This window comes from Streptomyces cinerochromogenes (assembly GCF_014648635.1).
Lineage (GTDB): Bacteria > Actinomycetota > Actinomycetes > Streptomycetales > Streptomycetaceae > Streptomyces > Streptomyces cinerochromogenes.
The window spans coordinates 1-14,081 of sequence record NZ_BMRM01000032.1; the positions used below are offsets into that span (position 1 = coordinate 1).

Annotated in this window: 12 protein-coding genes, 1 rRNA gene and 1 riboswitch; of the genes, 12 read left to right on the forward strand and 1 reads right to left on the reverse strand. The window is 70.0% G+C overall.

All coding sequences use genetic code 11. The annotated features are described in order from the left end of the window. The 11 genes from rrf to IEZ20_RS37485 all read left to right on the forward strand — a co-directional run. Positions 1 to 68 (forward strand): 5S ribosomal RNA (gene rrf / locus IEZ20_RS40925); the annotation flags it as partial. 107 nt (positions 69 to 175) lie between these two features. Beyond that, positions 176 to 784: a cardiolipin synthase ClsA gene (clsA, locus tag IEZ20_RS37440; RefSeq protein WP_189307245.1), complete on the forward strand. Its 609-nt coding sequence runs from the start codon at positions 176 to 178 to the stop codon at positions 782 to 784. Positions 785 to 897: 113 nt separating this feature from the next. Then, on the forward strand, positions 898 to 3,393 hold the full coding sequence (locus tag IEZ20_RS37445) for a mannose-1-phosphate guanyltransferase (RefSeq protein WP_189307247.1): 2,496 nt from the start codon (positions 898 to 900) through the stop codon (positions 3,391 to 3,393). 129 nt (positions 3,394 to 3,522) lie between these two features. After that, positions 3,523 to 4,431: a DUF881 domain-containing protein gene (locus tag IEZ20_RS37450; protein WP_229896459.1), complete on the forward strand. Its 909-nt coding sequence runs from the start codon at positions 3,523 to 3,525 to the stop codon at positions 4,429 to 4,431. Next, positions 4,428 to 4,760, forward strand: a complete 333-nt coding sequence (locus IEZ20_RS37455; RefSeq protein ID WP_003988855.1) for a small basic family protein — start codon at positions 4,428 to 4,430, stop codon at positions 4,758 to 4,760. Before IEZ20_RS37450 ends, IEZ20_RS37455 begins: the two co-directional genes overlap by 4 nt. Before the next feature lie 5 nt (positions 4,761 to 4,765). Then, positions 4,766 to 5,695, forward strand: a complete 930-nt coding sequence (locus tag IEZ20_RS37460) for a DUF881 domain-containing protein (protein ID WP_229896460.1) — start codon at positions 4,766 to 4,768, stop codon at positions 5,693 to 5,695. A 190-nt stretch (positions 5,696 to 5,885) separates the two neighbouring features. Then, positions 5,886 to 6,716, forward strand: coding sequence for an FHA domain-containing protein (locus IEZ20_RS37465; protein WP_189307249.1), 831 nt, complete (start codon positions 5,886 to 5,888; stop codon positions 6,714 to 6,716). Positions 6,717 to 6,760: 44 nt separating this feature from the next. Beyond that, complete coding sequence (gene ftsR, locus IEZ20_RS37470) at positions 6,761 to 7,498, forward strand: transcriptional regulator FtsR (RefSeq protein ID WP_189307251.1); 738 nt, start codon at positions 6,761 to 6,763, stop codon at positions 7,496 to 7,498. An 86-nt stretch (positions 7,499 to 7,584) separates the two neighbouring features. Beyond that, positions 7,585 to 8,058: a bifunctional nuclease family protein gene (locus IEZ20_RS37475; RefSeq protein WP_026253112.1), complete on the forward strand. Its 474-nt coding sequence runs from the start codon at positions 7,585 to 7,587 to the stop codon at positions 8,056 to 8,058. A gap of 259 nt (positions 8,059 to 8,317) precedes the next feature. Next, positions 8,318 to 9,001, forward strand: a complete 684-nt coding sequence (locus tag IEZ20_RS37480; RefSeq protein ID WP_189307253.1) for a MerR family transcriptional regulator — start codon at positions 8,318 to 8,320, stop codon at positions 8,999 to 9,001. Between the two features lie 67 nt (positions 9,002 to 9,068). Beyond that, complete coding sequence (locus IEZ20_RS37485; protein ID WP_189307255.1) at positions 9,069 to 10,484, forward strand: DNA polymerase IV; 1,416 nt, start codon at positions 9,069 to 9,071, stop codon at positions 10,482 to 10,484. On the opposite strand, the gene IEZ20_RS37490 is transcribed toward IEZ20_RS37485, so the two are convergent. Continuing rightward, complete coding sequence (locus IEZ20_RS37490) at positions 10,406 to 10,777, reverse strand: PRC-barrel domain-containing protein (RefSeq protein WP_189307257.1); 372 nt, start codon at positions 10,775 to 10,777, stop codon at positions 10,406 to 10,408. The genes IEZ20_RS37485 and IEZ20_RS37490 overlap by 79 nt on opposite strands. Before the next feature lie 119 nt (positions 10,778 to 10,896). Further along, positions 10,897 to 10,991: riboswitch (glycine riboswitch) on the forward strand. Between the two features lie 176 nt (positions 10,992 to 11,167). Here IEZ20_RS37490 and gcvP point away from each other — a divergent pair. After that, on the forward strand, positions 11,168 to 14,053 hold the full coding sequence (gene gcvP / locus IEZ20_RS37495) for an aminomethyl-transferring glycine dehydrogenase (RefSeq protein WP_189307259.1): 2,886 nt from the start codon (positions 11,168 to 11,170) through the stop codon (positions 14,051 to 14,053). Positions 14,054 to 14,081: the final 28 nt, after the last annotated feature.

The following is a 14,081-nucleotide window of genomic DNA, read 5'->3' on the forward strand; positions in this document are numbered from 1 at the left end:
AAGCTAAGCCTCACAGCGCCGATGGTACTGCAGGGGGGACCCTGTGGGAGAGTAGGACACCGCCGAACTCCTTTTGAAGCTCCGGCTCTTGGGCACTGCCCAGGGGCCGGAGCTTTTTTGCGTTGAGGTAAGGTCAGGGGGCATCGTTGGCTCATTTCGCACAGGAGGCCCCCGGGTGGAGGTCCAGGAGACCCGCGTCCAGACAGACCGGGTCCTCACCATCCCCAACATCCTCAGCATGGCGCGGCTCGTCGGCGTACCCCTCTTCCTGTGGTTGATCCTCAGGCCGGAGTTCGGCGGCCCCAAGAGCGATGGCTGGGCCCTCCTGGTGCTCGCGTTCAGCGGGGTCAGCGACTATCTGGACGGCAAGCTCGCCCGGCGCTGGAACCAGATCAGCAGCCTCGGCCGGCTGCTCGACCCCGCGGCCGACCGGCTCTACGTCCTGTCCACGCTGCTCGGGCTGACCTGGCGGGAAATCCTCCCGCTCTGGCTCACCGCCCTCCTGCTGGCCCGGGAGCTGGTTCTCCTGGTCATGGTGGGCATCCTCCGCCGGCACGGCTATCCGCCGCCGCAGGTGAACTTCCTCGGGAAGGCCGCCACGTTCAACCTCATGTACGCCTTCCCGCTCCTGCTCCTCAGCGACGGAAACGGATGGTTCGCGTCACTCGCCGCAGTTTTCGGGTGGGCGTTCGCAGGATGGGGTACAACCCTCTATTGGTGGGCAGGAGTGCTGTACGTAGTACAAGTCCGCCGTCTGGTGCGTGCGGACGCCGTGGCCGATTGAGCCCGTCTCTTGTCTGGACAAAGTCGTCCGATGGCCGCCCGCCGTGAAATGCGGGACACTTTGGACGGGTGAAGTCGGCTAGACAGTCATCTCTTTAGGAGGACGCTTCCGACATGAAGGCCGTCGTGATGGCCGGCGGCGAAGGCACGCGCCTTCGCCCAATGACCTCCAGCATGCCCAAGCCGCTCCTGCCCGTGGCGAATCGCCCGATCATGGAGCATGTGCTGCGACTGCTCAAAAAGCACGGGCTCAACGAGACCGTGGTCACCGTGCAGTTCCTGGCGTCCCTCGTAAAGAACTACTTCGGTGACGGCGAAGAGCTCGGCATGGAGCTCACGTACGCCAACGAGGAGAAGCCACTCGGTACCGCCGGAAGCGTCAAGAACGCCGAGGAGGCGTTGAAGGACGATGCCTTCCTCGTCATCTCCGGTGATGCCCTGACCGACTTCGACCTCACCGATCTGATCAATTTCCACAAGGAGAAGGGTGCGCTGGTCACGGTCTGCCTGACCCGCGTGCCCAATCCGCTGGAGTTCGGCATCACCATCGTGGACGAGGAAGGCAAGGTCGAGCGCTTCCTGGAGAAGCCGACCTGGGGGCAGGTCTTCTCCGACACGGTGAACACGGGCATCTACGTCATGGAGCCCGAGGTCTTCAACTACGTCGAAGCCGATGTGCCCGTCGACTGGTCCGGCGATGTCTTCCCGCAGCTGATGAAGGAAGGCAAGCCGATCTACGGCTATGTCGCCGAGGGCTACTGGGAGGACGTCGGTACCCACGAGAGCTACGTGAAGGCCCAGGCGGACGTCCTCGAGGGCAAGGTCAACGTCGACATCGACGGCTTCGAGATCTCTCCGGGCGTCTGGGTGGCCGAAGGGGCCGAGGTGCACCCCGACGCCGTGCTGCGCGGGCCGCTGTACATCGGCGACTACGCGAAGGTCGAGGCCGGCGCGGAGATCCGGGAGCACACCGTCGTCGGCTCCAACGTCGTCGTCAAGAGCGGTGCCTTCCTGCACAAGGCCGTCGTGCACGACAACGTGTACATCGGGCAGCACAGCAACCTGCGCGGCTGCGTCGTCGGCAAGAACACCGACATCATGCGTGCCGCCCGGATCGAGGACGGCGCGGTCATCGGTGACGAGTGCCTGATCGGTGAGGAATCGATCGTTCAGGGCAACGTCCGCGTGTACCCGTTCAAGACCATCGAGGCCGGAGCCTTCGTCAACACCTCGGTGATCTGGGAGTCCCGGGGACAGGCGCACCTGTTCGGCGCCCGGGGTGTCTCGGGCATCCTGAACGTGGAGATCACGCCGGAGCTGGCCGTACGGCTCGCCGGCGCCTACGCGACGACCCTGAAGAAGGGCTCCACGGTCACCACGGCCCGCGACCACTCCCGGGGTGCCCGGGCGCTCAAGCGGGCGGTGATCTCCGCGCTCCAGGCCAGCGCCATCGACGTACGCGACCTGGAGAACGTGCCGCTGCCCGTGGCCCGGCAGCAGACCGCGCGGGGCAGCGCCGGCGGCATCATGATCCGGACCTCGCCGGGTGTCCCGGACTCGGTCGACATCATGTTCTTCGACGGACAGGGCGCGGACCTCTCGCAGGGCAGCCAGCGCAAGCTGGACCGGGTGTTCGCGCGCCAGGAGTACCGGCGGGCGTTCCCCGGGGAGATCGGTGACCTGTACTTCCCGGCCAGCGTCTTCGACTCGTACACCGGATCGCTGCTGCGGAACGTCGACACGACCGGGATAGCCGAGTCGGGTCTCAAGGTGGTCGTGGACGCCTCGAACGGCAGTGCCGGGCTCGTGCTGCCCAGCCTGCTCGGCAAGCTCGGTGTGGACTCGCTGACCATCAACCCCGGTCTGGACGAGTCCCGGCCCACGGAGACGGCCGAGATGCGGCGGAAGGGGCTGGTGCGGCTCGGGGAGATCGTGGCGTCCTCGGGTGCCGCGTTCGGCGTGCGGTTCGACCCGGTCGGCGAGCGGCTGTCGCTCGTCGACGAGAAGGGCCGGATCATCGAGGACGACCGTGCGCTGCTGGTCATGCTGGACCTGGTGGCCGCCGAGCGGCGCAGCGGGCGGGTGGCGCTGCCGGTCACCACGACCCGGATCGCCGAGCAGGTGGCCGCCTACCACGGTACCCAGGTCGAGTGGACCACCACCTCGCCCGACGACCTCACGCGCGTGGGGCGCGAGGAAGGCACCATCTTCGGCGGCGACGGCAAGGGCGGGTTCATCGTGCCCGAGTTCAGCGGCGTCTACGACGGCACGGCCGCCTTCGTACGCCTCATCGGGCTGGTGGCGCGGACGCAGCTCACGCTGAGCCAGATCGACGCCCGGATCCCGCGGGCGCACGTCCTCAAGCGCGACCTGGCGACGCCGTGGGCCGTCAAGGGACTGGTGATGCGGCGGGTGGTCGAGGCCGCAGGGGACCGCTTTGTCGACACGACCGACGGTGTGCGGGTCGTGGAGACCGACGGGCGCTGGGTGATGGTGCTGCCCGACCCGGCCGAGGCGGTCACGCATCTGTGGGCCGAGGGGCCCGACGACGCCTCCGCACAGGCGCTGCTGGACGAGTGGTCGGCGGTCGTGGACAGCGCCGGCCGGTAGCTCCGGCGGCCTGGACGGCCGAAGTCGCTGCACGCACGCGTGCCGGACAAGTGTCCCCCAAGGGGGCCTGTCCGGCACGCCGGTGGGGCCGTTCGGAGGTACTGCTCGCGACATGCGACGATGTGCGGCATGCCGCAGCAACCCCCCGTTCGGAGCAGCCCTCCGCGGGCCCAGCGCCCGGACGCCTCCATGTCGTTGATCACCAACGTCATGGACCACAGCCTGGACGACGGGTACGCCGAGGCCGCAGCCCGCAGGAAGTCCCAGGGCGAGGGCGGCCTGCCGAAGACGCTCCGGGCCAAGCTGGGCCTGGCGGGCGGTCTCGTGCTCGCTGCGCTGGTGGTGACCCTGGGCGCGGCACAGGCGCGGGTGGCGGCACCCGTCGTGGCCAAGGAGCGCCAGGAGCTGATCGACCGTGTCGACAAGGAGACCGCGGACGCGGACCAGCTGGAGAAGACGGTCGACACGCTGCGCGACGATGTCAGCGCGCGTCAGCGGGCGGCCCTGAGGTCGAGCGGCGGCGGCTCCGAGGCGGACCTGGTCGGCCTGCTCTCGGGTGCCACCGCGGTGCACGGCCCCGGGGTCAGGCTCGTCGTGGACGACGCCAAGGAGGCGAGCGGTGGCGGGGACGGCTCCAACCCTCGCGAGACCTCGGGTTTCTCCGACACCGGCCGGGTGCGCGACCGCGACATGCAGCGCGTGGTCAACGGACTGTGGGCCTCCGGGGCCGAGGCGATCTCCGTCAACGGGCAGCGGCTGACCGCCCTGTCCGCGATCAGGGCCGCGGGTGACGCGATACTGGTCGACAACAGGCCGCTGGTGCCGCCGTACACGGTGCTGGCGGTGGGGGACGGGCAGAGGTTGAGCACCAGGTTCCAGGACAGCGCCGACGGCCTGTACCTGCACGCCCTGGAGGAGAACTACGGCATCCGCGCCACCATCTCCACGGAGGGGGACGTCCGGCTGCCCGCCGCCCCCAGTGTGATCGTACGTACAGCACAGCCGAAGTCCGAGAAAACCGAGAAGGGCACATCGTGATCGCCGTACTGGGCCTCGTCGTGGGAGTCGTGGCCGGCCTGTTGGTCCGGCCCGAGGTTCCGGCGGTCGTCGAGCCTTATCTGCCGATCGCCGTCGTCGCGGCACTGGACGCCGTCTTCGGCGGCCTGCGGGCCATGCTGGACGGCATCTTCGACGACAAGGTCTTCGTCGTGTCGTTCCTGTCGAACGTGGTCGTCGCCGCCCTCATCGTGTTCCTCGGGGACAAACTGGGCGTGGGCGCGCAGCTGTCCACGGGCGTCGTCGTGGTCCTCGGCATCCGTATCTTCTCCAACGCCGCGGCGATCCGGCGGCACGTGTTCCGGGCGTGACACCGATGAGCGAACAGAACGACCGTAACGACGGCAATGACCGCGACGACCGCAATGGCCGCGACGACCGCAATGGCCGCGACGACCGCAATGGCCGTGATGGCCGTGATGCGCAGCAGGAGAACCGGCTGCGCAGGGAGCTGCCGGCCGAGGTGCCCGCACCCGCGCCCGCGGCCGGGCAGCAGTCGGCCGAAGCGCGGGCGCAGCAGGCGCTGACGGGCCGGCAGCGGCTCGTCAAGGGGCTGTGGCCGCCGCGTTTCACCCGTGCCCAACTCATCGTCGCGCTGCTCCTGTTCGGCCTCGGCTTCGGCCTTGCCGTACAGGTGGCGTCCAACAGCGACACCGACAGCGCGCTGCGTGGCGCGCGTCAGGAAGATCTTGTACGCATCCTCGATGAACTGGATGCGCGTACTCAGCGTCTTGAGGACGAGAAGCAGGGACTCGAAAAGCAGCGTCAGGAGCTGCAGACCAGCTCCGACCAGGCCGCCGAGGCGCGCCGGCAGACCGCCGAGAAGAAGAGGCAACTCGGCATCCTGGCGGGCACCGTGGCGGCGCAGGGTCCCGGCATCACCATGACGATCGAGGACACGAAGGGGACGGTCCAGGCGGACATGCTGCTCGACGCGATCCAGGAGTTGCGCGCGGCCGGCGCGGAGGCGATCCAGGTCAACGGGGTCCGGGTGGTCGCCGGCACCTACTTCACCGACTCCGGCAGGAGCGTGAGCGTCGACGGGAACAAGATCAACGCTCCCTATCGTTTCAAGGTCATCGGCAAGCCGCAGGACCTCGAGCCGGCGCTGAACATCCCTGGAGGCGTGGTGCAGACTCTGGAGAAGGAGCAGGCCACGGTGACCGTCGAGCAGTCGGGCAAGATCGTCGTGGACGCCTTGCGGCAGGCGAAGCGGCCTGACTACGCTCGGTTGTCCTCCCAGTGAACGGGTGGTGCATGCGGGTCGTCCGGCAGGGGCATGAGGTTGCGGGGGGTCGGCGCACCGAAGAGGTGGTGCGTGGTGGAAACTGTCTGGTGGATACGGACGTTGTGAGAATGTCCGGCTCGGCCGGTGTAGGCAATCAGGGTTCGTCCTGCCCCACGGGCGGGTCTGTTTCGGTCAAGGGGAATCGCCCGTGAAGTTGTTTGCGAAGTTGTTCGGCAAGAGCGCGCGAGAGGGCAGCGACAACGCGACCGCCCGTCATCGCGCACAGCCTGACGCGGAGGGCCAGCGCCCGCTGTTCCGGGACCAGGTCGCTGGTCCGGGCGGTGACATTTCCCGTGGTCAGGGCGCGGCGTCTGTTGACCCTGCCCAGTCCGGCGGCATAGGTTTCGGGCAACCGTCAACCTCAGGTACGGGTGGAGGGTTTGCCTCCGACCCGTACGCGTCCAACGCCCCGGCGGGGCAGCCGCGGCAGGAGGATCCGTCGATGTCGGTCCTGGTGTGTACGAGGTGCGGTAACCGGAATGCGGAGAACGCCCGGTTCTGCTCCCACTGTGGGGCGCCGCTGCGACCCGGGGTGGCGCCCGAGCGGGCCTCCGAGACGACGTCCACCATCTCGATCTCCGGCCTGGAGGCGTACGACTCCGAGGCCACCGGTCAGACGCCGCTGCCGATGCTCTCCCCGGAGGCGCAGGCCGCGGTGGACGCGCTGCCGGTGGGATCGGCGCTGCTGGTGGTGCGCCGCGGCCCGAACTCGGGCAGCCGCTTCCTGCTGGACAGCGACCTCACCACGGCCGGCCGTCACCCGCAGAGCGACATCTTCCTGGACGACGTGACGGTCTCCCGGCGGCACGTGGAGTTCCGGCGCTCCCCGGACGGCTCCTTCACGGTGGCCGACGTGGGCAGCCTGAACGGCACGTACGTCAACCGGGAGCGCATCGACCAGGTCGCTCTGTCGAACGGTGACGAAGTGCAGATCGGCAAGTACCGGCTGGTGTTCTACGCGAGCCGGCAGGGCATCTGACCCACCCCCGGACTGACGTCCGGGGGAACCCCCAGGGAAGGTCCATGCTGCAAACACCGAGCGGCGGTGCCGGAAGCGGTACCGCCGCCAGGGACAGTGGGCTGATGAGCATCGGCACGGTGCTGAACGTGCTGCGCGACGAGTTCCCCGAAGTCACCATCTCCAAGATCCGCTTCCTGGAGTCGGAGGGGCTCATCGAGCCGCAGCGGACCCCGTCGGGGTACCGCAAGTTCAGCGCCGGCGACGTCGAGCGCCTCGCTCACGTCCTGCGGATGCAGCGGGACCACTACCTGCCGCTCAAGGTGATCCGGGAGCACCTGGACGCCATGGAGCGCGGTGAGGCCGTAGCGCTGCCCGTGGTCGGGCGCCAGCGCACGGGGGACGACATGCCGCTGTCCGTGGAGGGGCCCACGGTGGCCCGGGTCGGCCGGGCCGAGCTGCTGGTCGCGGCGGACATCGACGAGGGGGACCTGAAGGAGTGGGAGTCCTACGGGCTCATCGCTCCCCTGGAGGACGGGGCGTACGACGCCGAGGCCGTCACCGTGGCCTCGCTCATCGCCGAGCTGGGCCGGTTCGGGATCGAACCGCGCCACCTCCGGGTGATGAAGGCCGCCGCCGACCGTGAGGCGGGGCTGGTCGACCAGGTGGTGGCCCCGCTCAAACGCCACCGGAACCCGCAGACCAGGGCGCACGCCGAGGCCCGTACGAAGGAGCTGGCGGCCCTCACGGTGAAGCTGCACGCGGCTCTGGTGCAGACCGCTCTGGGCGTGCGGCTGCCCTGAGCGCGGAGGGCCCCGGAGCGGCCGGATCGGGCACCTGTTCCCGGCCCGACTACCCAAACGTCCCGGGCACGGCCTAGGGTTGCTGTGTGAACGAGCTCGATGTCGTAGGTGTCCGGGTCGAAATGCCCTCCAACCAGCCGATCGTGCTCCTGCGCGAAGTGGGGGGCGACCGTTACCTCCCCATCTGGATCGGACCGGGGGAGGCGACGGCGATCGCCTTCGCCCAGCAGGGCATGGCCCCCGCGCGACCGCTGACCCACGACCTGTTCAAGGACGTGCTGGAGGCCGTCGGCCAGGAGCTGACCGAAGTGCGCATCACCGATCTGCGGGAAGGCGTCTTCTACGCGGAGCTGGTGTTCGCCAGTGGGGTCGAGGTCAGCGCCCGCCCCTCCGATGCCATAGCGCTGGCCCTGCGCACCGGAACGCCGATCTACGGCAGCGACACGGTGCTGGACGACGCGGGCATCGCCATTCCGGACGAGCAGGAGGACGAGGTGGAGAAGTTCCGCGAGTTCCTCGACCAGATCTCGCCCGAGGACTTCGGCACCAGCAGTCAGTGAGACCGGGGCCCGCCCGTCGGTCCCGGGGTTCCACCGGGGCGGACGGCGGCCTCGCGCGGCTCGCGACCGGCAATTGCCGCCGGCCGGTGAGAGCGTCCTCCGGCCCCCCGTCAGCGCATTCGGCTAGCCTTTCCCCGCGGTGGGACACGGGAAACCACTCCTAGGGTGATTATCACTCGGCGTGCCGAGTGTGGCGATCGTTGACGCACCCCTGGTGACTGCCTACCGTCGAGAAGGCAGGTCAAGGACGGAGGTCGGCGTGAGAACCAGCGGCGACGGTACGGCTGGGGGTGCCCCCGGACGCAGTTTCGGGGAGAGCGGTCCGTACCCGCCCCCGAGCCCGCGGCTGCGCTCAGGCGGGGGTCACCCCCATCCCGGCAGCGCGGTCGATCACGCTCCGCAGCTGCCGACGGCGGTGCCGAACGGCGGAGGGGTGGCGGCCATGACGTCCGAACAGATCGGTTACCGCGGGCCCACGGCCTGCGCGGCGGCCGGCATCACTTATCGGCAGCTCGACTACTGGGCCCGCACCGGCCTGGTCGAGCCCAGTGTGCGGCCCGCCTACGGATCGGGCACCCAGCGGCTGTACAGCTTCCGGGACGTCGTCGTCCTGAAGATCGTGAAGCGGTTCCTGGACACCGGGGTGTCGCTGCAGAACATCCGCACGGCCGTCCAGCACCTCAGGGAACGCGGTTTCCGCGACCTGGAGCGGATGACCCTGATGAGCGACGGTGCCACCGTGTACGAGTGCACCTCGCCGGACGAGGTCCACGCCCTGCTGCAGGGCGGGCAGGGCATCTTCGGGATCGCCGTCGGCGTGGTGTGGCGGGACGTGGAAAGCGCGCTCTCGCAGCTGCACGGCGAGCGCATCGACACCGGCGAGACCCTCGTCGGGCAGAACCCCGCGGACGAACTGGCGCGGCGCCGCAACCGGGCGGTCTGACCGCGGCGCCCCGGTCGGGCACTCCGGCGCCACCGCATTGTCAGTGCCGTGGTGCAGCATCGGAGATGTGAGAAACGCGCCCACGATCCTTCATCTCGACATGGATGCCTTCTTCGCCTCGGTGGAGCAGGCGTCCAAGCCGAGTCTGCGCGGGAAGGCGGTCGTGGTGGGCGGGCTGGGACCGCGCGGTGTGGTGGCCACCGCGTCGTACGAGGCGCGGGTGTTCGGGGTCCACTCGGCGATGCCGATGGCGCAGGCCCGCCGGCTGGCGCCGAACGCCGCTTATCTGGTGCCGCGCTTCAGCCTGTACCGGGCGATCAGCGAGCAGGTGATGGCGCTGCTGCGGGAGCTGTCACCGCTGGTGGAGCCGCTGAGCCTGGACGAGGCGTTCGTGGACCTGGAGGCCGGGGGAGCGGCCTGGGACGAGGAATCGGCCCGGCGGGCCGGTCGGAAGCTGCGCGCGGACATCCGGGCGGTCACGGGTCTCACCGGCTCCGTGGGGCTCGCCGCCTCGAAGATGCTGGCGAAGATCGCCTCCGAGCAGGCCAAGCCGGACGGCCTGGTGCTGATCGAGCCCGGCACCGAGCGGGCGCTGCTGGCGCCGATGCCGGTGCGGACCCTGCCGGGGGTCGGGCCGGCCACCGGTGACCATCTGCGCAGGGCAGGGATCACCACGGTGGAGGAGCTGGCGGAGGCCGGGGAGGACGAGCTGGTCCGGCTGCTCGGCAAGGCGCACGGGCACGCGCTGTACGCCATGGCCCTGGCCCGGGACGAGCGGCCCGTGGTGGCCGAGCGGGAGACCAAGTCGGTGTCGGTGGAGGACACCTACGACGTGGACATCCACGACCGGCTGCGGGTCGGTCTGGAGGTGCAGCGGCTGGCCGACCGGTGCGTGGGGCGGCTGCGCGGGGCCGGGCTGTCCGGGCGGACCATCGTGCTGAAGGTACGGCGGTACGACTTCTCCACGCTGACCCGCTCCGAGACGCTCAGAGGACCCACGGACGACCCCGCGGTGATCCGTGAGGCGGCGGCGCGGCTGCTGGACTCCGTGGACACCACGGGCGGGGTGCGGCTGCTCGGAGTGGGGGTGTCCGGGCTCGCCGACTACACGCAGGAGGACCTGTTCGCGCAGGCCCTGCCCGCGCGGGCTGCCGAGGCGCCGGAGGAGACCGTCACCGAGGCCGTGGTGGAGCGGGTGGAGCCCGTCGAACGGCAGTGGCGGGCCGGGCAGGACGTGCGGCACGCGGAGTACGGGCACGGGTGGGTGCAGGGGAGCGGGCTGGGGCGGGTGACCGTGCGGTTCGAGACGCCCCGGTCCGAGCCCGGCCGGGTACGGACGTTCTTCGTGGACGATCCCGCGCTGGAGGGTGCCGATCCGTTGCCCTTGGTTGCGGACCTGGCGGCTCAGGGCTCCTCCGAGCCCGCCAGTTTGCCGAAGTCGCGGTCCGGGACCGTGGGGGGTGAGGCCACGTCCAGGCCGTAGTGGTGGTAGAGCTGGAGTTCCTGTTCGGGGGAGAGATGGCGGCCGACTCCGAAGTCGGGGGCATCCTTGATCAGGGCGCGCTCGAAGGGGACGTGCAGGGTGCCCTCGACCAGTTCGCTGGGCTCCAGCGGCACGAAGGCGTCCCGGGAGAACAGGCCGGTGCGTATGGCCGCCCACTCGGGCACGCCGGTGGCGTCGTCCAGGTACACCTCGTCAATGGTGCCGATCTTGGTGCCATTGCGGTCGAACGCCTTGCGGCCGATCAGGTTGCGCGGATCGATGTCGGTCTGCACGGTCCCTCTCCCTCCACGTGGTCGCAACTCATCCGTAAGCACTACAAAAGAGCACATTCGCGGAGGCGGCCACTCGAAGCCTCCGCCGTTGACCTCGCTGGTACGCTGACAGCGGCTGCTGACCCCGTGCGGGAGAGTCCTCCGACCTCGTCGGAGGCGCCGAAGGAGCAACTCCTCCCCGGAATCTCTCAGGCTCACGTACCGCACGGACGAGGTCACTCTGGAAAGCAGGGCGGATGTCGACGGCTTCCGCCCTCACCGACGGTGAAAGCCGGCGTCCCTGGGGCGCCCGGTGAAGCTCTCAGGTTGAGATGACAGAGGGGGAGGCCGTTGGGGTATCCGTACCGGGGTGCCCCTCGAAGGTCGCGCCAGACCCAGGAGGCCTCCGCAATGACCGCCCATCGCACTCCGCTCTCCGAGCTCGAAGCGGGCATCCCGTTCGAGCAGCGCCACATCGGCCCCGACCAGGAGGCGCGGGCCAAGATGCTCGCGCAGGTCGGGTACGGCTCGCTCGACGAGCTGACCGCCGCCGCGGTCCCGGATGTGATCAAGAACGCCGATGCCCTGGACCTCCCGGGCGCCCGCACCGAGGCCGAGGTGCTCGCCGAGCTGCGTTCGCTCGCCGACCGGAACCAGGTCCTCGGTTCCATGATCGGCCTGGGCTACCACGGCACCTTCACGCCGCCGGTCATCCTGCGCAACGTCATGGAGAACCCCGCCTGGTACACGGCCTACACGCCCTACCAGCCGGAGATCTCCCAGGGCCGTCTGGAGGCCCTGCTGAACTTCCAGACGATGGTCGCCGAGCTCACCGGCCTGCCCACGTCCGGCGCCTCCCTCCTGGACGAGGGCACCGCGGCCGCCGAGGCGATGGCGCTGTCCCGGCGCATGGGCAAGAACAAGAAGGGCCTGTTCCTGGTCGACGCGGACGCGCTGCCGCAGACCATCGCCGTGATCGAGACCCGTGCCGAGCCGACCGGCGTCGAGGTCGTCGTCGCCGACCTCAGCGAGGGCATCCCGGCGGAGATCGCCGAGCGCGAGATCAACGGCGTGCTGATCCAGTACCCGGGCGCCTCCGGTGCCGTGCGCGACATCAAGCCGGTCATCGACCGGGCGCACGAGCTGGGCGCCCTCGTCACCGTCGCCGCCGACCTGCTCGCGCTGACCCTGCTGACCTCGCCGGGGGAGCTGGGCGCGGACATCGCCGTCGGCACCACCCAGCGCTTCGGCGTGCCGATGGGCTTCGGCGGCCCGCACGCCGGCTACATGGCCGTGCACGAGAAGTTCGCCCGCAGCCTCCCCGGCCGCCTCGTCGGTGTCTCCGTCGACGCCGACGGCAACAAGGCGTACCGGCTCGCGCTGCAGACCCGTGAGCAGCACATCCGCCGCGAGAAGGCCACCAGCAACATCTGCACCGCGCAGGTGCTGCTCGCCGTGATGGCCGGCATGTACGCCGTGTACCACGGCCCGGAGGGCCTGAGGACCATCGCGCGGCGCACGCACCGCTACGCCACGATCCTCGCCGGGGGCCTGAAGGCCGGGGGCGTGGAGATCGTCCACGGCGCCTACTTCGACACCGTCACCGCGCGCGTGCCCGGCAAGGCCGCCGAGGTCGTCGCCGCCGCCCGGGAGAACGGCGTCAACCTGCGCCTCGTCGACGCCGACCACGTCTCGGCCGCCTGCGACGAGACCACCGACCGGGCCCAGCTGGAGGCCGTCTTCGCCGCCTTCGGCGTCGCGGGCGACATCGAGGCGCTGGACGCCACCGCCGAGGACACCCTGCCCGAGGCGCTGCTGCGCACCGACGACTACCTCACCCACCCGGTCTTCCACCAGCACCGCTCCGAGACCGCGATGCTGCGCTACCTGCGCAAGCTGGCCGACCGCGACTACGCGCTCGACCGCGGCATGATCCCGCTGGGCTCCTGCACCATGAAGCTCAACGCGACCACCGAGATGGAGCCGGTCACCTGGCCCGAGTTCGGGCAGCTGCACCCCTTCGCGCCCGCCGAGCAGGCCGAGGGCTACCTCACCCTCATCCACGAGCTGGAGGACCGTCTCGCCGAGGTCACCGGCTACGACAAGGTCTCGCTCCAGCCGAACGCCGGTTCGCAGGGCGAGCTGGCCGGTCTGCTCGCCGTACGCGGCTACCACCGGGCCAACGGCGACGAGCAGCGCACCGTCTGCCTCATCCCGTCCTCCGCGCACGGCACCAACGCGGCCAGCGCCGTGATGGCCGGCATGAAGGTCGTCGTCGTCAAGACCGCCGAGGACGGCGAGATCGACGTCGCGGACCTGCGGGCGAAGATCGAGCAGTACCGCGACGAGCTGGCGGTGCTGATGATCACCTACCCGTCGACGCACGGTGTGTTCGAGGAGCACGTCGCCGACATCTGCGCCCAGGTCCACGAGGCGGGCGGCCAGGTGTACGTGGACGGCGCCAACCTCAACGCCCTGGTCGGAGTGGCCAAGCCGGGCCACTTCGGCGGCGACGTCTCCCACCTGAACCTGCACAAGACCTTCTGCATCCCGCACGGTGGCGGCGGTCCGGGCGTCGGCCCGGTCGCGGTCCGCTCGCACCTGGCGCCGTACCTGCCCAACCACCCCCTCCAGCCGGAGGCCGGCCCGGAGACGGGCGTGGGCCCGATCTCGGCGGCCCCCTGGGGCAGCGCGGGCATCCTGCCGATCTCGTGGGCGTACGTCCGTCTGATGGGCGGCGAGGGCCTGAAGCGGGCCACGCAGGTGGCCGTGCTCTCCGCGAACTACATCGCCAAGCGCCTGGAGCCGCACTACCCGGTCCTCTACACCGGCCCCGGCGGCCTCGTCGCGCACGAGTGCATCATCGACCTGCGCCCGCTGACCAAGGCGACCGGCGTGAGCGTGGACGACGTGGCCAAGCGCCTGATCGACTACGGCTTCCACGCGCCGACCATGTCCTTCCCGGTGGCCGGCACGCTGATGATCGAGCCGACCGAGTCGGAGGACCTCACCGAGCTGGACCGTTTCTGCGAGGCGATGATCGCCATCCGCGCGGAGATCGAGAAGGTCGGCTCCGGCGAGTGGTCCGCCGAGGACAACCCGCTGCGCAACGCCCCGCACACCGCCGCCGCGCTCGGTGGTGAGTGGACGCACGCCTACAGCCGTGAGGAGGCCGTCTTCCCGGCCGGGGTCTCGGCCGCCGACAAGTACTGGCCGCCGGTGCGCCGCATCGACCAGGCCTTCGGCGACCGCAACCTGGTGTGCTCCTGCCCGCCTCTGGACGCGTACGAGGACTGAGCGAGCCGTGGCCGAAGGGCCCCGTCCG

Excerpts from the sequence above, each read along its gene's own strand:
- ftsR (WP_189307251.1), top strand. The coding sequence starts at position 6,761 with ATGCTGCAAACACCGAGCGGCGGTGCCGGAAGCGGTACCGCCGCCAGG.
- IEZ20_RS37450 (WP_229896459.1), top strand. The coding sequence starts at position 3,523 with ATGCCGCAGCAACCCCCCGTTCGGAGCAGCCCTCCGCGGGCCCAGCGC.
- IEZ20_RS37445 (WP_189307247.1), top strand. The coding sequence starts at position 898 with ATGAAGGCCGTCGTGATGGCCGGCGGCGAAGGCACGCGCCTTCGCCCA.
- IEZ20_RS37460 (WP_229896460.1), top strand. The coding sequence starts at position 4,766 with ATGAGCGAACAGAACGACCGTAACGACGGCAATGACCGCGACGACCGC.
- gcvP (WP_189307259.1), top strand. The coding sequence starts at position 11,168 with ATGACCGCCCATCGCACTCCGCTCTCCGAGCTCGAAGCGGGCATCCCG.